Annotated in this window: 21 protein-coding genes and 2 tRNA genes; 10 read left to right on the forward strand and 13 right to left on the reverse strand. The window is 66.1% G+C overall.

Annotated features, from left to right (window positions below):
• Positions 1 to 21: 21 nt before the first annotated feature.
• From GC148_RS15015 to GC148_RS15030, 4 genes are all read left to right on the forward strand, one after another.
• Positions 22 to 1,332, forward strand: coding sequence for a UDP-glucose/GDP-mannose dehydrogenase family protein (locus GC148_RS15015; RefSeq protein ID WP_291072018.1), 1,311 nt, complete (start codon positions 22 to 24; stop codon positions 1,330 to 1,332).
• A gap of 33 nt (positions 1,333 to 1,365) precedes the next feature.
• Positions 1,366 to 2,016, forward strand: a complete 651-nt coding sequence (gene fsa, locus GC148_RS15020) for a fructose-6-phosphate aldolase (protein WP_291072020.1) — start codon at positions 1,366 to 1,368, stop codon at positions 2,014 to 2,016.
• A 5-nt stretch (positions 2,017 to 2,021) separates the two neighbouring features.
• On the forward strand, positions 2,022 to 2,843 hold the full coding sequence (gene thiD / locus GC148_RS15025; protein WP_291072022.1) for a bifunctional hydroxymethylpyrimidine kinase/phosphomethylpyrimidine kinase: 822 nt from the start codon (positions 2,022 to 2,024) through the stop codon (positions 2,841 to 2,843).
• Positions 2,844 to 3,403: 560 nt separating this feature from the next.
• On the forward strand, positions 3,404 to 4,222 hold the full coding sequence (locus GC148_RS15030) for a PhzF family phenazine biosynthesis protein (protein WP_291072024.1): 819 nt from the start codon (positions 3,404 to 3,406) through the stop codon (positions 4,220 to 4,222).
• Here GC148_RS15030 and GC148_RS15035 read toward each other — a convergent pair.
• From GC148_RS15035 to hemC, 6 genes are all read right to left on the reverse strand, one after another.
• Complete coding sequence (locus GC148_RS15035) at positions 4,219 to 4,926, reverse strand: SDR family NAD(P)-dependent oxidoreductase (RefSeq protein ID WP_291072026.1); 708 nt, start codon at positions 4,924 to 4,926, stop codon at positions 4,219 to 4,221. The two genes, GC148_RS15030 and GC148_RS15035, sit on opposite strands and share 4 nt — an antisense overlap.
• Positions 4,927 to 4,980: 54 nt before the next feature.
• Positions 4,981 to 5,056: transfer RNA gene (locus GC148_RS15040), tRNA-Thr, on the reverse strand.
• Positions 5,057 to 5,134: 78 nt separating this feature from the next.
• Positions 5,135 to 6,568, reverse strand: a complete 1,434-nt coding sequence (locus tag GC148_RS15045; RefSeq protein ID WP_291072027.1) for a heme biosynthesis HemY N-terminal domain-containing protein — start codon at positions 6,566 to 6,568, stop codon at positions 5,135 to 5,137.
• A 6-nt stretch (positions 6,569 to 6,574) separates the two neighbouring features.
• Positions 6,575 to 7,618, reverse strand: a complete 1,044-nt coding sequence (locus GC148_RS15050) for a hypothetical protein (protein ID WP_291072029.1) — start codon at positions 7,616 to 7,618, stop codon at positions 6,575 to 6,577.
• 69 nt (positions 7,619 to 7,687) lie between these two features.
• Positions 7,688 to 8,395: a uroporphyrinogen-III synthase gene (locus tag GC148_RS15055; protein WP_291072031.1), complete on the reverse strand. Its 708-nt coding sequence runs from the start codon at positions 8,393 to 8,395 to the stop codon at positions 7,688 to 7,690.
• Positions 8,392 to 9,357, reverse strand: coding sequence for a hydroxymethylbilane synthase (gene hemC, locus GC148_RS15060; RefSeq protein WP_291072033.1), 966 nt, complete (start codon positions 9,355 to 9,357; stop codon positions 8,392 to 8,394). The genes GC148_RS15055 and hemC overlap by 4 nt, the downstream gene beginning before the upstream one ends.
• Before the next feature lie 114 nt (positions 9,358 to 9,471).
• On the opposite strand from hemC, the gene GC148_RS15065 reads away from it, so the two are divergent.
• The 3 genes from GC148_RS15065 (at position 9,472) to GC148_RS15075 (ending at position 13,106) form a co-directional block, all read left to right on the forward strand.
• Entirely contained in the window at positions 9,472 to 11,334 is a 1,863-nt protein-coding gene (locus GC148_RS15065; RefSeq protein ID WP_291072035.1) for a DUF885 domain-containing protein, read from the forward strand.
• Positions 11,335 to 11,471: 137 nt separating this feature from the next.
• Positions 11,472 to 12,635: an acyl-CoA dehydrogenase family protein gene (locus GC148_RS15070; protein WP_291072037.1), complete on the forward strand. Its 1,164-nt coding sequence runs from the start codon at positions 11,472 to 11,474 to the stop codon at positions 12,633 to 12,635.
• A gap of 3 nt (positions 12,636 to 12,638) precedes the next feature.
• Positions 12,639 to 13,106, forward strand: coding sequence for a DUF3429 domain-containing protein (locus GC148_RS15075; protein WP_291072039.1), 468 nt, complete (start codon positions 12,639 to 12,641; stop codon positions 13,104 to 13,106).
• Here GC148_RS15075 and GC148_RS15080 read toward each other — a convergent pair.
• On the reverse strand, positions 13,091 to 13,609 hold the full coding sequence (locus GC148_RS15080) for a disulfide bond formation protein B (RefSeq protein WP_291072041.1): 519 nt from the start codon (positions 13,607 to 13,609) through the stop codon (positions 13,091 to 13,093). The two genes, GC148_RS15075 and GC148_RS15080, sit on opposite strands and share 16 nt — an antisense overlap.
• 46 nt (positions 13,610 to 13,655) lie before the next feature.
• Positions 13,656 to 14,276: an exopolysaccharide biosynthesis protein gene (locus tag GC148_RS15085; protein WP_291072043.1), complete on the reverse strand. Its 621-nt coding sequence runs from the start codon at positions 14,274 to 14,276 to the stop codon at positions 13,656 to 13,658.
• A gap of 85 nt (positions 14,277 to 14,361) precedes the next feature.
• On the opposite strand from GC148_RS15085, the gene GC148_RS15090 reads away from it, so the two are divergent.
• Both GC148_RS15090 and GC148_RS15095 read left to right on the forward strand, forming a co-directional pair.
• A tRNA-Leu gene (locus GC148_RS15090) sits at positions 14,362 to 14,445 on the forward strand.
• 60 nt (positions 14,446 to 14,505) lie between these two features.
• A complete protein-coding gene (locus tag GC148_RS15095) occupies positions 14,506 to 14,985 on the forward strand; it encodes a hypothetical protein (RefSeq protein ID WP_291072044.1) in 480 nt (159 codons plus the stop codon).
• 7 nt (positions 14,986 to 14,992) lie between these two features.
• On the opposite strand, the gene GC148_RS15100 is transcribed toward GC148_RS15095, so the two are convergent.
• The 3 genes from GC148_RS15100 to GC148_RS15110 all read right to left on the reverse strand — a co-directional run bounded on the left by GC148_RS15100 (position 14,993) and on the right by GC148_RS15110 (position 17,178).
• Positions 14,993 to 16,204, reverse strand: coding sequence for an SUMF1/EgtB/PvdO family nonheme iron enzyme (locus GC148_RS15100; RefSeq protein WP_291072046.1), 1,212 nt, complete (start codon positions 16,202 to 16,204; stop codon positions 14,993 to 14,995).
• Positions 16,205 to 16,251: 47 nt separating this feature from the next.
• Positions 16,252 to 16,746, reverse strand: coding sequence for a hypothetical protein (locus tag GC148_RS15105; protein WP_291072048.1), 495 nt, complete (start codon positions 16,744 to 16,746; stop codon positions 16,252 to 16,254).
• A gap of 168 nt (positions 16,747 to 16,914) precedes the next feature.
• Complete coding sequence (locus tag GC148_RS15110) at positions 16,915 to 17,178, reverse strand: hypothetical protein (protein ID WP_291072050.1); 264 nt, start codon at positions 17,176 to 17,178, stop codon at positions 16,915 to 16,917.
• A 245-nt stretch (positions 17,179 to 17,423) separates the two neighbouring features.
• Between GC148_RS15110 and GC148_RS15115 the strand changes: the two genes are divergently transcribed.
• On the forward strand, positions 17,424 to 18,107 hold the full coding sequence (locus GC148_RS15115) for a DUF6445 family protein (RefSeq protein WP_291072051.1): 684 nt from the start codon (positions 17,424 to 17,426) through the stop codon (positions 18,105 to 18,107).
• Here GC148_RS15115 and thpR read toward each other — a convergent pair.
• Positions 18,082 to 18,663, reverse strand: coding sequence for an RNA 2',3'-cyclic phosphodiesterase (gene thpR, locus GC148_RS15120; RefSeq protein WP_291072052.1), 582 nt, complete (start codon positions 18,661 to 18,663; stop codon positions 18,082 to 18,084). The two genes, GC148_RS15115 and thpR, sit on opposite strands and share 26 nt — an antisense overlap.
• Positions 18,664 to 18,728: 65 nt before the next feature.
• Positions 18,729 to 19,061: a DUF2853 family protein gene (locus GC148_RS15125; protein WP_291072054.1), complete on the reverse strand. Its 333-nt coding sequence runs from the start codon at positions 19,059 to 19,061 to the stop codon at positions 18,729 to 18,731.
• Positions 19,062 to 19,219 lie beyond the last annotated feature (158 nt).

Genomic DNA, 19,219 nt, shown 5'->3' on the forward strand with positions numbered 1-19,219 from the left:
TGTCTTTTTGAGGGATTCCCCATGCGCGTCGCAATCATCGGTACCGGCTATGTCGGCCTCGTCTCGGGCGCCTGTTTTGCCGATTTCGGCCACATCGTGACCTGCGTGGACAAGGACAAGTCGAAGATCGACAAGCTGCACGCTGGCATCATGCCGATCTACGAGCCGGGCCTCGATGATCTCGTCGCCAAGAACGTCAAGGAAGAGCGCCTGTTCTTCACCACCGATGCCGCCGAAGCCGTGAAGGACGCTGACGCCGTGTTCATCGCCGTCGGCACGCCGTCGCGCCGGGGCGATGGCCACGCAGACCTTTCCTATGTCTATGGCGCCGCCGAGGAGATCGGCCAGATGATGACCGGCTTCACCGTCGTCGTCACCAAATCGACCGTTCCGGTCGGCACCGGCGACGAAGTCGAAGCGATCATCCGCAAGGTCCGCCCGGACGGCGATTTCGCCGTCGTCTCGAACCCCGAATTCCTGCGCGAAGGCGCCGCCATCAAGGACTTCAAGATCCCGGACCGCGTCGTCGTCGGCACCGATGACGACCGCGCCCGCCAGGTCATGAAGGAACTCTACCGCCCACTCTTCCTCAACGAGACGCCGATCCTGTTCACTGAGCGGCGCACCTCGGAGCTGATCAAGTACGCCGCCAACGCCTTCCTCGCCGTGAAGATCACCTTCATCAACGAGATGGCGGACCTGTGCGAAAAGGTCGGCGCCAACGTCCAGGAAGTCTCGCGCGGCATCGGCCTTGATGGCCGCATCGGCAAGAAATTCCTGAATGCCGGCCCGGGCTATGGCGGCTCGTGCTTCCCGAAAGACACGCTCGCGCTGACCAAGACCGCCAATGACTATGGCAGCCCGGTGCGCATCGTCGACACGGTCGTCGAGGTCAACGCGGCCCGCAAGAAAGCCATGGCGACGAAAGTCATCGCGGCGATGGGCGGCGACGTGAAGGGCAAGACGATCGGCGTGCTCGGCCTCGCGTTCAAGCAGAACACCGACGACATGCGGGATGCGCCTTCGCTCGACATTCTCCCGGCGCTGACCGCTGCGGGCGCGAAAGTCGTCGCCTACGATCCGGAAGCCATGACCGAAGCCTCCCATCTCCTGAAGGACATCGAATACGCCGACAGCGCCTACAAGGCGATCGAAGGCGCCGACGCGATGGTCATCATCACCGAGTGGGATTCCTTCCGCGCCCTGGATTTCGACCGCATCAAGTCGGCCATGAAATCCAATATCGTGATCGACCTGCGCAACATCTACTCGCCGGAAGACATGGCCAAGCACGGCTTTGCCTATACGTCGATCGGCCGCCCGGTGGTATAAGCGCCCCGACTCACCAGATTCGGGACCTTCAAAATGAAATTCTTCGTCGACACCGCCGACACGAAAGACATCGCAGACCTCGCCGCAACCGGCCTCATCGACGGGGTGACGACCAACCCGTCGCTGATCGCCAAGTCCGGCCGTCCGTTCGCCGAGGTCATTGCGGAAATCTGCGGCCTCGTTGACGGCCCGGTCAGCGCTGAAGTCGTCGCCACCGACTATGACGGCATGATCAAGGAAGGCCGCAAGCTCGCGAAGATTGCATCCAACGTCACAGTCAAGCTGCCCCTCACGCTCGACGGCCTGAAGGCCTGCAAGACGCTGACGGGGGAGGGCACGCAGGTCAATGTCACGCTCTGCTTCTCCGCCAACCAGGCCCTGCTCGCCGCAAAGGCCGGCGCAAACTTCATCTCGCCCTTCATCGGCCGCCTCGACGACATCCACCTCGACGGCATGGAGCTGATCGCCGAGATCCGCCAGATCTACGACAACTACCTGTTCGACACGGAAATCCTGGCCGCCTCGATTCGCACCGCCAACCATGTCAAGCAATGCGCCCTCGTCGGCGCTGACGTGATGACGGCGCCGCCGGCCGTGATAAAGGGCCTCGTCAACCATCCGCTGACGGACAAAGGCCTCGAAACCTTCCTCGCCGACGCCAAGAAAGCCGGTATCAAGGTCTAGGTCCAGTGGCAGAGGGAGAGGGCCCTAAGGGCCGCGTTCTGATCATCGCCGGCTCCGATTCCGGGGGCGGCGCGGGCATCCAGGCCGACATCAAGACCGTCACCGTGCTCGGCGGCTATGCGATGACTGCGGTCACCGCCATCACCGTTCAGGACACCAAGGGCGTCCACGGCGTCTGGCCCGTGCCGATCGAGGCGGTGCTCGGCCAGATCCACGTCACGCTCGCCGATATCGGCGCCGACGTCATCAAGACCGGTATGCTCGGCTCGGCCCCGCTGGTCGAGGCGGTTGCCGAAGCGCTGAGCGCGCAAGCCCTGCTCACGCCCCGCGTCATCGATCCCGTGATGGTGGCCACCTCCGGCGACCGACTGGTTGACCAGCGCGCCATCGGCGCCATCCGGTCCGAACTCATTCCCCGCGCCCGCCTCGTCACGCCGAACGCGCCCGAGGCCGAAGTGCTGACTGGAAAGCCGGTCGAGAACCTGGACGGCCAGCGCCGGGCCGCCGAACGCCTGCTCGAACTCGGCGCCAATGGCGCGCTGGTCAAAGGCGGCCATATCGGCGGCAAGGTCATCCACGACGTGCTGCAGACCACGACCGGCGAATGGATCTTCGAAGGCCCGCGCATCGACACGACTTCCACCCACGGCACCGGTTGCACGCTCGCTTCGGCCATCGCCGCCTTGTTGGGGCAGGGCCGCTCGGTCCCCGAAGCCGTCGAACAGGGTAGGGACTATCTCACCGGCGCCCTCAAGGCCGCCAAGGGATTCGGCCAGGGCCACGGCCCGGTCCACCATGGCTGGCTGATCGACGACCTCAAAAGGTAACGCGCAGGCCCCGCGGCGGCCGAATCAGGTTGCACAACGCCCCGCTTGCGCAACCTTTCCGGCCATGCGGCGGTTCATTTGCGCCAGAACTTTCCCGTCATCCCGGAAACCGCGCAGCGGTGATCCGGGACCCAGAAAGCCCGACAGAACAGGGCTCTTCGGCTCCCGGCCTGCGCTTCGGGCAATTGGAACGCTGTCGTCCGGGGCAGGCGATCCGAAAAACCTGCCCCCGCCAATCCGGCGGGACACCGGCGCGGTCTATCCTCCCTGTCCGATGACCTATTCGATCCGCCGCCCGCGCGCCCGAACCCCGCGCCGTGCCGCAGCCTGTGCGCTGCACGGCAAAACCCTCCGTATACCCCCTGTCCGCATCCGCCCATGCCGACACGTCCTGGGCCAAGCTCCGCGCCGCAAACAAACCCACCTCACCGCACCGACCTCGGGGCCCCTGCGGCCGCCTATGCTGGCTGCAGCCAAACTCAACACCCCATCAGAATTCCTCGTTTGGCAACGCGGTGCGCCTGTGCGATGACCGCCGCCTCAAAAAGAGAGTGCCCGCCATGCCTACGCTACCCTTCTACCAGGTCGATGCCTTTGCCTCGAAAACCTTCGAGGGAAACCAGGCTTGCGTCATGCCGCTCGATGCCTTCCTGCCGGATGAGATGCTGCTCGCCATCGCCGCGGAAAACAACGTGGCCGAAACCGCTTATATCGTGCCGGCCGGCGACGGTGTGTGGAAGCTGCGTTGGTTCACGCCCGCCGTTGAGGTGCCGCTGTGCGGCCATGCGACGCTTGCCTCGGCCCACGTGCTCTTCGCGCATGGCGGCTTCACGGGGGAGGCCATCGCCTTCGACACGGTGAAATCCGGCCGCCTCATCGTGCGCCGTCTTGCCGATGGCCGGCTGGAAATGGATTTTCCCTCTGCGCTGGTCCAGCCCACTCCGGTCACGGATGAAATCACCGCCGCGCTCGGCGCCCGTCCGGTCGAGGCCTGGGGCGGCATGTTCTATGCCGCGCGCTTCGAAACGGCCGATGAGGTCAGATCCCTTGCGCCCGATCACCGCGCGCTGAAGACGCTCGGCGCAGCCGGAGGTGATTGGGCCCGGGGTAATTTCGGCTGCTTCGCGCTCGGCGGCGACGGGGCAGACGCCACCTCCCGCTTCTTCGCGCCGGGCTCGGGCATTGACGAAGACCCCGCCACTGGCAGCTGGCACACGATGTTGGCCCGCATTCTCGCGGAGAATTTCGCGCGGCCCGAAGCGCGTTGCTATCAGGCGTTCCCAGGCCGCGGCGCCTGGATCGATGTCCGCCTCGAAGGCGACCGCGTCAAACTCACTGGCACGGCCGTCACCGTGATCGAAGGAATCTTCAAGCTTTAGGCCGGCACTTCCTTGCCGGCCCAGTCGAAGCACTTTCCGGATTGCTCCGGGGTCAGATGATTGATCACGTCCAGCAGAGAGGCGGCCGACTGGTCGGGCGAGAAAAGTTGCGCGTCTGGCACGTTGGACTGGAAAGGTTTCGACAGGCCGGTATCGACCGTGCCCGGATGAAGCCCGACACAGATGCACTCCGGCGCCCGCCGGGACTGCTCGATGGCGTAGTTGCGGATGAGCATGTTCAGCGCCGCCTTGGAGGCGCGGTAGGCATGCCATCCGCCAAGCCGGTTGTCGGAGATCGAGCCGACCCGCGCCGACAAGGCCGCAAACACGCTGCGCCCCGCTTTCGGCATCAGGGGCAGCATGTGCTTGGCGATCAGGGCCGGGGCGAACGTGTTCGCCTCGAACACGCGTCGGAAGGCGACGAGGCTCTGGGCCCGGTAGGTCTTCTCGGGCTGCACGGCCTCATCGGACAGAAATCCGCTGGCGACGAGGCACAGCGATACGGGCCCCGCCGCGCAGACCTCGGCGGCCAGCGCGGCGAGCGCCGCTTCGTCGGTAAAGTCCGCCCCGCGGTTTTCGGCGCCGGGAAGGGCCGTGCCTGACCGCGAGACGGCGAATACGCGGGCATAAGTCCCAGCCGCCAGAAGCCGGAGCGTCAGGGCGCGGCCAATCCCGCCCGAACTGCCAAAAACAACTGCAATCATGATCCCGCCCCAACTAGGGCGCCAGCGACATGAGGAAAGGAGGGAAGGAAGGAATGGTGCCGCTTAGGTGACTTGAACACCTGACCCCCGCATTACGAATGCGGTGCTCTACCAGCTGAGCTAAAGCGGCCCTTTTCGATGGACCCCGCATATACTGGCAGGTCCCCGGCGGCGCAAGGCTGTTTTGCCGCCTGCGGAGCCGTGTGCGTCAATCGTCGTCCGGGGCGTAGTCGAGCGGCTGGGTCAGCGGGCCCTGCGGCGCTTTCGGCGGGGCGAGGGGGCCATCGTCAGCCATCGGCAGGGCCAGCACGCGGCCGGCCTCCAGCTCGCGGCCATAGGTTTCGTAGCGCGGGTGCACGAGGTCGCCGACATCGCCGAACGCGTAGACAAGACGGCCCCAGGCGGCGCGGTCGAAATCGAAGGCGTTGCCTTTCGGGTCGATGTCCGACCAGTCGGGCTCGCGCGAGGCAGAGGCCGCCATCCGGCCCCAGCGCTGGGCCTCCACCGGGTCGCCATAGCCTTTCAGGGCGCGTTCCATGAGCAGGCAGAGACGGGCGGTCGGGTTCTCTTCCACGAGCAGGGCGAGGATACGGATCGCGCCGACCCAGTCGGCGGCGTCCATGGCGTTCTCGGCAGTCACTATGCGGCTCTCGCGATGGCTCGGATAGGCATCGGCGAGGCCCTTCAGGCGGGCGGCGATATTCTGGCGCGTGTCTTGTGGCACCAGGCGGCGCGACAGCTGGGCCAGTGCCGGATGAGGCCGGGCTTTCCAGCCGAGTTCGAGCACGCCCTGGGCGGCCTTGGTCTTGCCATCGGTCATCAGGAAACGGGCGCCGTGATAGGCGGCGGGCGGAAAGTCGGGCGCCGATCGGATCGCATCGGCCAGCGCCTTCTGGGCCGCTTGTTTCTCCGTATGCGGAAGGCTGACGGCCTTGGCCGTATGCAGCACGGCGCGCCGGCGCTTGGCGTTGAGGGCTTCGATCTGGCCTCGCTTCTCGCCCTGGGCCAGGGTTTCGAGTGCCTTGTCCCAGTCGCCCTTGGAGACCTGCAGGTCGAACAGGGAGTTGAACGGCCAGTCGGCCTCGGACTTGAGGGCGAGGGCTTCGCGGGCGCGGGTTTCGGCGGTCAGCTGGTCGCCGCGTTCGGAGGCGGCAGTGGCCGCGCCGCGTAGGCCGGCGAGCTGTCCGCCGGGCAGGCGCGTGAGCAGGCCCCAGGCGCGTTCGGCGCCGGCCCAGTCTTCATTGGCTTCAGCGGCGCGCGCTTCGAGCAGGAGTTTCAGGCGCTCATCCTCGGCATGGCGCATCGCGCGGCGGGCAAGTTTCAGCGCGGCCTTGGCATCGCCGCCTTCAGCCGCCAGCAGGCCTTCGGCCAGCGCGGCGTTGGCCTTGCGGGTCTGCGACAGGCGGCGGGCTTTCGACAGTCGACCCGGCAGTACGAGGATGCCGGTGGCCAGCCACCAGATCAGGGCGATCAATCCGCCGAGCAGGACCACAAAGATGGCGGCGACACCGGATTTCACGGCGACGATTTCCTGCCCGACCGGGAAGGTAACTTCGCCGGGCAGGCTGAAGGCCCACCAGGAGAGGGCGGCGCCGACCATCACCAGGATGATCACGATGAGGAACAGGAAAAACCGGCTCATGGACGCTCAGTTCTCCCCTTCAAGCAGGCTGAGGCGGACGTCCTCCAGCGCCTCTTCGAGCGTGATGCGACGGTTTGCGCGCCGGGTCCAGTCCTGCGCGGCAAGGGCGGTCTTTTCGTCGAGGGTCGCGAGGGCGCCGACCGCCGCGGGCAGGTCGCCGGCTTCAAGGGCGGCGGCGGCGGCATCGAGCGCCTTGGAGACCGCCGTATGCTGACCATCGGCGGGGCGCACGGACACGGCATCACCGAAGGTGCGGTCGATCCAGGACAGGCGTCCGGAGGTTTCCGGTGTTGCGGCGGCCAGAACGGCGGCGCGCACTTTCGGGAACTCGGCCTGCAGCGAAGTCAGTGCCGCAACGCCCGACATGAACGGCGCGAGGCGTTTGACGGTTTCATTGTCCGGCACGGCGGCGCGCAAGGCGCGGTAATCGGCTTCAAACCCGGCGCCGCGGCGCGTGGCCGATTCGATGGCCGACAGCGCAAGGGCCGCTTCGGCGCGGCTGCCGCTCGCCTTGACCGCCGCGCTCGATTCGGCGCTGGCCGCGCGGGTGGCCGCTTCGATACCGGCGAGGCGGTCATTCAGCGCCGACAGGTCCGGCGCCGTGGTGGCAGGCCCCCGGGCTTCGAGTGCGTCGAGGCGCCTGCTCAGCGCCGCAAAGGCTTCCGGATCGCCGCCGGCGGCAATGGCCTGGTCGAGACGGCGCGAGACCCGGTCGAGTTCGCCAATAAGGCCGGCCAATTCGGCCGAGGCGGCCGCAGGTTCGGACAGCTTGTCGGCTATTGCGGCCTGAACGGCGGCGACTTCATCGATGCGCGCGCCGAGGCGTTTCTGGGCGGCGGCAAGGTCGGCGGTCTGGTCCGGGCGGACAAGATCGGCGCCGTAGAGGCCGATCACGCCGCCGATCATGGCGGCCACCAGGCTAACGACGCCAAGCGCGGTCCAGTTGGTTTCCAGACGCGCCGGTTTCTCCGAAGCGGCCGGGGCCGGTTCGAACTGGGCATCGATCGGCCCGCTGGTAGGGCCATCGTCGCTGAAGGGGTCGTCGCTCATCAATCCACTATGGCGGCTTCTGGTTTCAAAACAGTGTGGCACAGCGCCGGGCAGGGGCAAAGCGCACCATTAGCGCAGCAGGGCGGCCCTGGTTTGCTGCAGCGCCTCGGTCAGGCCTGCCTCATCGGGCTGGCCGGCGATCCATTCCCCCCGGCCCGCCTGTCCGGCCAGCGGGGCAAGTGCGGCGGCGGAAATGGCGACGAGGGCGGCGTTCTGGAGGTCCGGCCCGCTGGCGGCGACGGCGGCGGCGGCCTTGGCGGAATGTACGAGCAGAATCACCGGGCCCGGCCCGGTGAGCGCAGCGCGGGCCGAGGCGCTGAGACCATCAGCCGGATCGGTGCGGTACGGCGCCGCGAAGCGGGCATCGAGACCGCCCGACCGAAGTGTGGCCACGAGGTTTCCGGCCGCCGCCTCATTGGCGACGTGGAGGAGCGTGCCTTCGGGACTGGACGCGAGAATCAGGCGGGCGAGATCGTCGGCGTTGCCGCGGCCTTCGATCACATCGGCAAAACCCGCTGCCCGGGCGGCGCCTGCTGTCGATTGGCCGACGCACCAGACGCGAAGGTTCTCGGCGAGTTTGACATCGCGCAGGGCGATGAGGCCGTTCACGCTGGTGAGGATCAGGTGGCGGACGCCCGCAAGCGCGGCCGGGTCGAAGCCGGTTTCGACGATCTGCAACATCGGCGAAAGGATCGGCGCGAAGCCGAGGGCCGAGAGGCTGTCTGCCGTTTCGCGCGCGCCGGGCTGGCTGCGCGTCACGATGACGGGAAGGGTCACCGCTCGTCCCCGAAGACCGGCAGGTTGCCTTGCGCGGATTCGAGGATCTGCCGGGCAACATCCTGGCCGAGGGCGGCGAGGCCCGAGAGGGACGCATCTTTGCGGCAGGTGCCGGTGGCGCGCCAGCGCTGGTCGCCGGCCGGGCTCAACACTTCGCCGGTGAGGCGCCAGGCGGCGCCCTCGTCGGAGAGGTGCGCAGCGATCGGTGTGCGGCAGCTGCCATCAAGAAGTGTCAGGAACGCGCGCTCGGCCGTGGCGGCCGCTTCACTTGCGGCGACATTCAGCTTGGCGAGCGCGGCGCGCAGATCGGCGTCCGCATCGTCGCGGGCGACCACGCCGATGATCCCCTGCGCGGCGGCGGGCAGCATGTCCTCCAGCGGAATGGGCGTGGCCATGTCCGCATATCCAAGCCGGGTGAGGCCGGCCATCGCCAGGAAGGTTGCGTCGGCGAGGCCTTCATCCAGCTTGCGCATCCGGGTCTGGACGTTGCCGCGGAAGGTGACGACCTGCAGGTCTGGCCGAAGCGAAAGCGCCTGGGCTTCGCGGCGCAGCGAGGCGGTGCCGAGACGGGCGCCCTTCGGCAGGTCGTGCAGCGAGGACGCCTTCTTTGACACGAAGCCGTCGCGCGGATCCTCGCGGTGGGGGAAGGCGACGAAGACCTGGCCGTCCGGCAACTGGGCGGGCACGTCCTTCAGGCTGTGGACGGCGATATCGATGTCGCCGCGCGTCAACGAATCGTCGAGCTCGCGGGTGAACAGGCCCTTGCCGCCGGAATTGATCAGGCGCTCGGTGGTGAGCTGGTCGCCGGTCGTGGTGAAGGTGACGATCTCGGCCGTGATGGCGCCGCCGGAGGCCTCTTTCAGGCTGTCCGCGATCTGGTGGGCCTGTGCCAGCGCAAGGGGCGAGCCCCGCGTGCCGAGGCGGATGGAGCGGGGCGCGGACGGGGAAAGTGGCATGGTCATGGCCCTGCTTAGCGGGGGATTGCGGCCTTGCCAATTCGCCTGCGATTGACGCGGCGGTTTCGGGAGAGTACGGGGATTTATCGTTAAACGGAAAGACGTCCGGAGGAGAACCCCATGATCCGTACTGCTGTATCGGCGCTTGCGCTGATGTTTGTCGTGGGCGCCTGCGCGCCCAATCCCGCCACAGACCCTGCCAAGGCGGCCGCTGTCAGCCCGGAAGAGCTGAGCAAGGAACTGAATACCTGGTTCGATGCCAAGTATGAGGAGCAGCTCCAGTTCAGTCCGATCCAGATGACTTTCCTGGGCCGCAAGGACAAGAACGACCAGGTCGACTGTTTCACCTTCGCCTGCGCCGATGAGCAGCTGGCCTGGATGAATGCCGCGACCGAAGAGATGAAGGCGAAATTCCCCTACGACCAGCTCTCGCCGGCCGACCAGGATTCCTATGACCTTTGGGTTTACCAGAATGACCGCGCCATCGCGAGCGTGGCCTATCGCCAGAACGGGTTCATCTTCGACCAGATGAGCGGCGTGCAGAGCTTTGCGCCGACCTTCCTGATGCAGTTCCATGCCGTCGACGACGAGGCCGATGCCCGCGCGCTGGTCAAACGCTACACGGCTGCCGCCACGGCGTTGCAGGATGCACTGGCGATCACGAAAGAGAACGCCGCCAAGGGCGTGCACGCGCCGAAGTTTGCCTATGAAGGCGTGATCGACCAATCGAAGAAAGTGATCACCGGTGCGCCGTTCACGGACGGTCCAGACTCGGCGATTTTTGCCGACTTCAAGGCCGACGTGCAGAAGCTGGTGGATGAAGGCAAGACGACGCCGGAAGCCGCCGCCGAGATGACGGCCGAGGCGGAAGCCGCACTGAAAGGCCCGTTCCTGACCTTCTACAACGACCTGATCGCCTTCTGCACCACCGACATGGCAAACTCGCCGGACCCGAAAGGCCCACAGGGCGCAAACCTGCAGCCGAACGGCGAGGCCTATTACAACTTCATGCTGGCGGGCATGACAACGACCTCGATGACGGCAGACGAGATCCACCAGCTGGGCCTGTCGGAAGTCGACCGGATCCATGGCGAGATGGAAGCGATCAAGGAGCAGGTCGGCTTTACGGGTACGCTGAAGGAATTCTTCACGAGCATCCGCGATGCCAAGGACGATCGGCGCCATTACTATCCGGATACGGATGAAGGCCGCGAAGCCTATATCGCGGACGCCACGGCTGCGATCAACAATATCAAGACCAAGCTGCCGGACTATTTCGGCATCCTGCCGAAGGCTGATCTGGTGGTGAAACGTGTCGAAGCGTTCCGCGAACAGCCGGGCGCGGCCCAGCACTACTATCCGGGCACGCCGGACGGCTCGCGTCCGGGCACCTATTATGCCCACTTGTCGGACATGAAGGCGATGCCGAAGGGCGAGCTGGAAGTGATCGCGTATCATGAGGGCCTGCCGGGTCACCACATGCAGATCTCGATCGCGCAAGAACTGACCAGCGTGCCGAAATTCCGCACGCAGGCCGGCTTCACCGCCTATTCCGAAGGCTGGGGTCTGTATTCCGAATGGCTGGCCAAGGAAATGCCGGGCACCTATGTTGATCCGTACTCGGATTTCGGCCGCCTCGGCTCTGAAATCTGGCGCGCGATCCGTCTCGTGGTCGATACCGGTCTCCACTCGAAGGGCTGGACCGAAGAGCAGGCGGTCCAGTATTTCCTCGAAAACTCGGCCATCACCGAGCAGCAGGCCCGCTCCGAGGTCCAGCGTTATATCGTGACGCCGGGTCAGGCGACGGCCTACAAGATCGGCATGATCCGTATCCAGCAGCTGCGCGCGAAAGCCGAAGCTGAGCTGGGCGACAAGTTCGACATCCGCGCCTTCCATGACACCGTGCTCGGCGGCGGCGCCCTGCCGCTGGACGTGCTGAGCCGGAAAGTCGACCAGTGGATCGCCACGGTGAAAGCCTCCTGAGGCCCTTTTGACGAAACCATGAACAAGGCCCTCTCCGCCTCCCGGGGAGGGCCTTTTTTGCCGGGACACTTCTCCCCGCGTGACCCCTTGCTTCGCTGCGGCAGCCGCCTACGGTCTGGCCGATCAAGGAGCCGGCCATGCACCTGAAATTTGCCCCCGAGACAGAAACATTCCGCGCCCATGTCCGCAGCTGGTTCGAGACGGAGTTCCCGAAGGACATCATCGCCAAGAACCGGTCCGGCACGCCGTTGACGACGGCGGATGTCCGCAAGTCCGAGATGGCGCTGGGCGCCAAGGGCTGGCTCGCGACGGCCTGGCCGAAGGAATATGGCGGGCCGGGCTGGGGCCTCGAAGAACAGTATGTGTTCGACGAGGAGCTGGAACGCGCCGGCGTGCCGACGGTGACGCCGATGGGCGTGATCTATGTCGGGCCGGTGCTGTACACGTTCGGGTCGGACGAACAGAAGGCGCGCTGGCTGCCGGGGATCCGCGACGGTTCGGTCGGCTGGGCGCAGGGCTATTCGGAGCCGGGCGCCGGATCGGACCTTGCCAGCCTTGAATTCTCGGCCGTGCTGAAGGACGGCGTCTACACGCTGAACGGCCACAAGATCTGGACCTCGGCGGCCCAGCATGCCGACTGGATCTTCCTGCTGGCGCGCACCAGCCGGGGCGAGAAGAAGCAGGAAGGCATAAGCTTCATCTGCTGCCCGCTGGATGCGCCGGGAGTGACCGTGAAGCCGATCATAACGATCGACGGCAACCATGTGCTCAACGAAGTGCTGTTCGATGACGTGCAGGTGCCGGAGGCGAACCGGATCGGCGAAGAGGGCAAGGGCTGGACCTATTCGCAATACCTGCTCGGCTTCGAGCGTACCTCCTATGCCCGGATCGGCGGCAAGCGGGCGATGCTGCGCCATGTGCGCGCGCTCGCCTCGGCGCTGCCCGACAGCGGCAATGACCGGCTGATCGACGATAGCGGATTTGCCGGAAGGCTGACCCAGGCCGAGATCGCCGTGGACGGGCTGGAGATGAAGGTGTTCCGGATCCTCTCGGCCCAGGTGACCGGCGGGTCGGTGGGCGATGCGGCCTCGACCGTGAAGATCCTGGCGACGGAAACGCACCAGCAGATCACGGAACTGTTCCTTGAGGCGGCTGGCCAATTCGTGGGACACCGTGCCCCATCTGCGGGCAGTGGACCACGCGATGTGGCCAGTTATTTTGGCGGCCGTGCGCAGTCTATTTACGGCGGCACGAATGAGATCCAGAAGAACATCATCGCACGCAAGGTGCTGGGGCTTTAACACATGAGACTGTTCGGAATTCCGGGCGTGCCGCTGGCGTTGACGTTGGCTGGACTGGTCCCGTTCGTGGCGGGTGCGGGCGTGATGTGGGTGCCGGAGATCGGCCCGGTCCATCAGGCGCAGGCGGCGCTGGCGCTGCTGGTCTATGCCGGCGTGATCCTGTCCTTCCTGGGCGGTGTGCGCTGGGGCGCCGAGATCAACGCGCAGGGCGGAGGCGGCATTCCGCGCGCGCCGCTGGTGGCGCTGTCCGTGCTCGGATCGCTGGCGGGTTGGGGGCTGGTGCTGTGGGGCGTGCTCGGTGCGCTCGGCTGGCCGGTCTTCGCGGCGGCGGCGGCGGCGCATGTCGCCCATGGCGTTTGGGATGCCAACGGGGCAGGCCTGCCTTACTGGTACCGGCGGCTGCGCGTGCTGGCGGCCTTCCTTGCGGCGGCCTCGCTGGCAGCCGCGGCGGCGGTCTACCTGATCCGGTAGCTGCGGAAAGTCAGCGCGGCGGCCGCAAAGCTGATCGCGGCGAGGACGGCCGCAATCACGCCGTTCCATCCGGCCATCGACAGGCCGAGGATGTAGAAAGGCGCATCCGTGCAGGACGCGATGTGGATCGGCGCATCAAGATTGCCGATCTCGAACGGATCGACCGGCAGCGTGCCGGCACATCCGGCCGGCGGCGGGAAGATCTTCCACTCGACGCCCGAATGGTAGGCTGCCACCACCACGCCGACGACGAAGACCAGGCCGATCATCACATTCAGCGCCACGATGAAGCGGCGCTTCGGGACGAACCGCCAGATGGTGAGGCCGGTCAGCGTCATGGCGATCAGGGCCCAGTAGACTTCGCGCTGGCGAAGGCAGAGTGGGCAGGGGTCCAGCCCGCCGAAGGTTTCGAATGCATGCGCCGCCGCCAGCATCAGGGCGGAGGCGACGAGCGCCATGACGGGCCAGCGCCAGCCCAGAAGCAGGGGAGTGATCGAACTCATCGCGCCATTCAATCGCTGGCGGCTGTGGCCGCAATGCGGCGCAGCGTCACGAGCCGAGTGCCGCGCCAGCGAGGAAGGTGGCGCCGGTGAGCGCCGCGAAGATGAGACCGCCGATCCAGAGCGTGCCGAGGACCATGCCGGCTATCACGGCCAGGCCGTCTTTCTGCATCAGGCCGAACGAGGCGATGGCCACCGCAAAGCCCGGCACGGTATTGGTCAGCGGCAAGGGCACCAGGATCGACGCACAGAACAGGACCAGGAACAGGCCCACGACCCGCTCGGAGCGTTTGCCGGTGATAACGGTGAACCGCGGACGGCTGAGGTTTTCGATCCAGCCGAGCCATTTGCGCCCGCCGGTGGCCATCTGGGTCAGACCGGCCTTGTTGATCTTGCGGGCCGCGAGGCCATCCGGCAGCCAGGGTTCGGGCCGGCCGAGGCACATCTGCACCGCCAGTGCCATCATCGGCACGGCCACGATCTGCGGGATGACGTAGAGCGCCGGGATGCAGCAGGGCAGGGCCAGCAGGAACAGCACCGTGCCGAAGGCGGCTTCATCGAGCTGGTCGAAGATCTCGCGCAGGCTGAAGCCCGGCTCGGGCGCCGCTTCGGCGAGGGCCTCGATGGTCTGCAGGAGGGTTTTTTCGGCGGCGGTGGGCGTGACGGTCATGGGCCTGTCCTAACCGGCCTTGCCGCCAGCGTCGAGACGATTGACAGGCACAGGCCGCGTGCGGCAGGAACCGCCCATTGCACAGGCCTCTGTGGTGGAATGGTAGACGCGGCGGATTCAAAATCCGCTTCCGCAAGGAGTGCCGGTTCGAGTCCGGCCAGAGGCACCAATTTCCAGTCGCGCCGTTCGGGTATATACTGCGCAGCGGCAACGCGTGTCTGGATCGCACATGTCGCAGTCCGCCACCTACAAGCTTGGAATCGCCTTCGACATCGATGGGCTTGCCGACTTCATGTACGGATTTGCAGCCTACCGGCTGCTGTTCCGGGCGATCATCCGGGCTGACCGGGGCCTGCTGCAGGCGTGCTGGCTTTGGGATGGCGACACGAACGCCACGCTGGCGGGGGAGGCGCGCGACTATGTGATCGCCGTCGAGTCCGGCTTTCCCGACCGTCTGGGCGAGATTGCACGACTGATGGCGGACGTGGACCATCCGGGCCTGAAGCCGCCCGCCCGGCGGTTGCTGCGCCCCGAGACGCTGGCCGATGAGCCGCTCGTGCTGGCGGCCCGGATCAATGAACTCGGCCATATGGATCAGTGTGACACGTCCTGGGTGCTGACCGCCTGGGACACCGAAAGCCGCGACGCCCAGACAAGGGGCGGGATGGCCTCTGGAGACGACGGCGGCGCGCAGCGCAAACCCGGCTGACGTAAGGTCAACCAGCCGGCGGATCGAGTTCGCGGCAGACCCGCAGGCCGATATTTGGCGCCCGCTCGGACTGTGTCGCCCAGGCCCGGCGCGCTGACCGGACGTGCTGGGGATAGTCGTACCAGGAGCCTCCACGCAGCACCCGGCGCGCGCCGGGTCCGAGCCAGGCCCGGCCGTCTTCAGGTGCGCCCAGATAGTCGTCGTGCCAAGAATCCTGGACCCATTCGCAGACGTTGCCATGCATGTCGAACAGGCCGAACCCGTTGGGCTGGAACAGGCCGACCGGCGTGGTGCGGGCGCGAAAGGTGTTGGCGCTGCCCGGAACCGGGTGGACGCTGCCATTGAAGTTGGCCTCTTCGGTCGACAGCTGGTTGCCGAACGCAAAGCGAGTGGTGGTGCCGGCCCGGCAGCAGAATTCCCACTCCGCCTCGGTCAGCAGCCGGTAGCGCTGGCCGCAGGTCGCGCTGAGCCAGTCGCAATAGCCGTGCGCGTCATCCCAGGAGACATTGATCACCGGGCGGTCCGCGCGACCGAACCCGCCTTCGGGCGGCCGGTAAGTCGAGGCGGTGAGGTCGCAATACCGGTCCCACTCTGCAAACGTGACGGGGTACTTTCCGACGGCCAGCGGCGCCGGCAGCCGCACGAAATGCTGCGGGCCTTCATTGGAGAGCCGGGCCGGCTCCCTCGGCGGAGAGCCCATGCGGAAGCCGCCCGACGACACGACGGTCAGGATCGGCGCGTAAGGGAGATCGCGGAATTCGGTGCCGAAGACCGGCGCCTCGCCGATCACGTCCGCAGATTGTGTGCCGTCGTCCCAGAGACCCGACGCGCCGCCGCTTTCGGGCGTGACGGTCTGTATGCGGACAACTGCCGCTGCAATCCGGTCCTTCGCCGTGAGCAGTTCGGTGTGGAACTCGGTAAAGGGGCGGGGAATGAGGTGGGGCGCCAGCGTCTCGGTCCGCACCGGCACCAGCTTGCCGGCCTGCCGGGCGGATTCAGCTTCGGAGATGACCCAATCCGATGCCATCGAATGCCTGGACCAGACCACGACGACACAGGACGCCGCGCGCAGCTCGCGGTCAATCTCCTGCCGGAAGGTGTTGCCAGCCAGGAGACTGGTGTCCCACCACACGCTGAACCCCCGGCGCACGAGGTCGTCGGCGAGCGACTGGACCTGCGACCGGTCGGGCTTCGAATAGCTGATGAAGATGTCAGCCATTGCGGGCGCCGCCGCTTCGGCCGGGTCTTTGCACGAGGCTGGCCGCGTCAGGTCGCATACGGATCAAATGCCTCATCGAAGTTTTCGATCCGGCGTGTGCGGGCATGCCAGGTGTTTTCAGCGAGGCGCTCGAAGACGCGTTCAACCGCCTCCGGTTTGGTGGGGCGCAGCTTGGCAATCAGGGTGACACTGTGATCTGCCCGCGCGACATGGACCATGTGCGTCGAGCTGCCCTGGCCCGTCTGCAGGGCTTTCTCGATGGCGTCGCTGACGGCTGCGCCGACCTGCGTGCGGTCCAGGGTCTGGGCGGGCATCGGCCCTTGAAGGGGCTTGATATCGAGTTGGAGGATCCATTGGGTAATCTTCGATAGCTCATCGTCGATTGCGCGGCGGCGCGTGTGTATCTGCTGCGCCATTTCGCGAAGAGGATTGGGTTCAGGCGCCTTCTTGCGCCCGGCGACCGCGCTCACGATCCAGAGAACGACAACACCGATACCAGCGAACCAGAGCCATTCCATCTGCGCATCCCCTGACGAGGCCATGGCGGGATATTGCGCAGAACATACGCCTGTGGCGGCCATCGGGAAAGGCGTGCCGGATCGGGGCCGCAAATGGAAAGCGCCCCGCCGGACGCGGCGGCCTGTGGCGGATCCGGTGCGGCGAGGCGCGAGCGGTGATGTCTTGAAACGGTCGGTAGCGGCCCGGGCAGGTTATTCCGGCGTTTCGTCCGTGGCTTCTTCGACCGCGTCCCCGACAGCATCGACGGGATCGTCGTTTTCATTGCCGGTCACTTCGTCGATGGCTTCGCCGGCATTCTCCATAGCGCCGTCGCTGTGATCGACGTCGCCGGTGGTAGCTTCCTCGATGGCAGAATCCATCTTCTCGCCTTGCTTTTCGGCCGATTCGCCGGGGCCACAGGCCGCCAGCACAAGTCCGCCGAAAGCCACGAGGCCGAGGGAGGTGAGTTTCTTCATGGGATAGCTCTTCAGTTGAAACGTTCTTGCTGGAAAGGGCGGCACGTCTGCACCGGGCATGTGTCCGGTGCGCCGGACCAGGCAAGAACGAGCCGGCAGAAGGCTCTCGCACTATGGTCGCAATGTGGCGCTGCGCAGGTGAAACTGAGTTTGCCGGTTGATCCTGCCTTTCGCCCGTTGGATGCTTCGGGTTGAAGCTAAAGGCGCCGATCGCGCGCGCCGCCGTGCCGAGGGGGCGATCACGCGTGCCGACACCTTCGCCCTCACCTGCGATCGCGCGCATCGGGCATGAGCGCGAACCGGTACTCATCATCGATGGGTTCAGTTCCGATCCGGACGCGCTCGTCGAACAGGCGGCCGGCGAGACCTACCGGATCATTGGTCCGCACTATCCCGGCGTGCGCGCGCCCCTCGCGGCGCAATACCTGTCCGAGCGGATGGACCTTTTGCAGAAGCTGCTGTCGGAGGTGTTCGGCCTGCAAGACGGGGCGAACCTCATCGAGTGCAATTTCTCGCTGGTGACGACCCCGCCCTCCGGTCTCGAGCCGTTGCAGCGCCTGCCGCATTTCGATTCCACCGATCCGGGGCGGCTGGCCGTGCTGCATTACATGTGCGGACCCGAAGGCGGCGGCACCGCTTTTTACCGGCACCGCGCGACCGGCTTCGAGACGGTGAGTGCGTCGCGGATGGCCGATTATGCGCTGCACCTCGAAGACGAGATCGAACGGGGCGGCGCGCCCCCGGCGGCCTACATGCAGGGCGACACGCCGTTGTTCGAACAGATCTACCGGGTGAAGGCGGCGTTCAACCGGCTGGTGATCTATCGCGGCTGGACGCTGCATGCCGGGCTGGTGCCGGAAGGCCATGCGCTTCCGGCCGATCCGCGCACCGGGCGGTTGACGATCAATACATTCCTTCAGGCGAGATGAAGCCGGCGAGGGGATAGTCTGCCTCGGCCACATAGCGCGACGGACCGGATGGGCGGGCGCGGCTTGAATAGAGATGGAAATGGCCGGCCTGCCAGGGCGCTGCGCGAAAGGCGTGGTGGCGCTCGGTCCAGGCGCGGGCCTCTTCGAGCGGTGTGCCGTGGCAGTAGGCGAGGGTGACATGAGGCGTGTACGGCGCGCGTTCGAGCGGCAGGCCGAGACGCCGCGCGGCGCGGGCACACGCGGCGGCGAGGCCGCGCAGCTCGTCGCTTTCGCGCACGCGGGCCCAAACGGCGGTCGGTTCACGCCGCCCGAACCAGCCTGCGCCTTCTAGCGCCACCTCGAAGGCGGGTGTCTCGATCTCGCCTAGCAGCCCGTCCAGATCGCGCGCTGCCGCGTCGCTGACCTCGCCATAGAAGCAGAGGGTGATGTGGAAATTCTCCTGCGGCCGCCAGTGAGCGCCGGGCAGGTTCTTCTGGAGTTTCAGAAGCGCGCCGGACACCTCCGGCGGGACGGGCAAGGCAGCAAAGAGGCGCAGCATGACGAGAGTCTTGAGCATAGCGCAGCGCAAAAGAAAACCCGGCCTTGCGGCCGGGTCTGGACGTGTGTCCGGGAGGATCAGGATCAGCCGGCGAGGTGCGCCAGCTTCCCGAAATGTTCAGCGATCAGATAATAGAATGTGACGCGAGATTTCTGGCCCCCTTCAGCCTTCATCTTTTGACAGACGCTCTGGATCGCGGCGTCGAGTTCCTTCTGGTTATGAGCGAGGCCCAACTTGGCCCGGCACCATTTTTCACGGATCCGGTCCAGTTCGCCGCCATCGGTGCACGCAACGATGGAGCTGTCCTTGTTCCGGAGTGCGATGCCCAGATGACCCACGATCTTCTCGGCAGCAGCCTTGTTGTACTCGGTCACATATTTCTTGATATTCTCGGCATACGCCGATGCATCAGCCATGTTCTTCCCCTTTTAAGAGAGGTGGCTCGGGAAATCTGAACAGCGAGGTTAGGTGAGATTTCTGCCTGCAGATCGGCTATTTTGCCGAGCACAGGAGACGACCATGCCCAGACGACCCCGCCGGAATCACAGTCCGGCTTTCAAAGCGAAGGTGGCCC

The organism is Hyphomonas sp. (assembly GCF_016125515.1).
GTDB lineage: Bacteria > Pseudomonadota > Alphaproteobacteria > Caulobacterales > Hyphomonadaceae > Hyphomonas.

Bases quoted from the DNA above. Each gene is read 5' to 3' on its own strand.
- GC148_RS15105 (WP_291072048.1), bottom strand. From the start codon at position 16,746: ATGGCCTCGTCAGGGGATGCGCAGATGGAATGGCTCTGGTTCGCTGGT.
- GC148_RS15075 (WP_291072039.1), top strand. From the start codon at position 12,639: ATGAGACTGTTCGGAATTCCGGGCGTGCCGCTGGCGTTGACGTTGGCT.
- GC148_RS15125 (WP_291072054.1), bottom strand. From the start codon at position 19,061: ATGGCTGATGCATCGGCGTATGCCGAGAATATCAAGAAATATGTGACC.
- GC148_RS15070 (WP_291072037.1), top strand. From the start codon at position 11,472: ATGCACCTGAAATTTGCCCCCGAGACAGAAACATTCCGCGCCCATGTC.
- GC148_RS15095 (WP_291072044.1), top strand. From the start codon at position 14,506: ATGTCGCAGTCCGCCACCTACAAGCTTGGAATCGCCTTCGACATCGAT.
- GC148_RS15085 (WP_291072043.1), bottom strand. From the start codon at position 14,276: ATGACCGTCACGCCCACCGCCGCCGAAAAAACCCTCCTGCAGACCATC.
- thpR (WP_291072052.1), bottom strand. From the start codon at position 18,663: ATGCTCAAGACTCTCGTCATGCTGCGCCTCTTTGCTGCCTTGCCCGTC.
- GC148_RS15030 (WP_291072024.1), top strand. From the start codon at position 3,404: ATGCCTACGCTACCCTTCTACCAGGTCGATGCCTTTGCCTCGAAAACC.
- GC148_RS15035 (WP_291072026.1), bottom strand. From the start codon at position 4,926: ATGATTGCAGTTGTTTTTGGCAGTTCGGGCGGGATTGGCCGCGCCCTG.
- GC148_RS15100 (WP_291072046.1), bottom strand. From the start codon at position 16,204: ATGGCTGACATCTTCATCAGCTATTCGAAGCCCGACCGGTCGCAGGTC.
- GC148_RS15015 (WP_291072018.1), top strand. From the start codon at position 22: ATGCGCGTCGCAATCATCGGTACCGGCTATGTCGGCCTCGTCTCGGGC.
- GC148_RS15110 (WP_291072050.1), bottom strand. From the start codon at position 17,178: ATGAAGAAACTCACCTCCCTCGGCCTCGTGGCTTTCGGCGGACTTGTG.
- GC148_RS15045 (WP_291072027.1), bottom strand. From the start codon at position 6,568: ATGAGCCGGTTTTTCCTGTTCCTCATCGTGATCATCCTGGTGATGGTC.
- GC148_RS15080 (WP_291072041.1), bottom strand. From the start codon at position 13,609: ATGAGTTCGATCACTCCCCTGCTTCTGGGCTGGCGCTGGCCCGTCATG.
- GC148_RS15050 (WP_291072029.1), bottom strand. From the start codon at position 7,618: ATGAGCGACGACCCCTTCAGCGACGATGGCCCTACCAGCGGGCCGATC.
- GC148_RS15065 (WP_291072035.1), top strand. From the start codon at position 9,472: ATGATCCGTACTGCTGTATCGGCGCTTGCGCTGATGTTTGTCGTGGGC.
- hemC (WP_291072033.1), bottom strand. From the start codon at position 9,357: ATGACCATGCCACTTTCCCCGTCCGCGCCCCGCTCCATCCGCCTCGGC.
- fsa (WP_291072020.1), top strand. From the start codon at position 1,366: ATGAAATTCTTCGTCGACACCGCCGACACGAAAGACATCGCAGACCTC.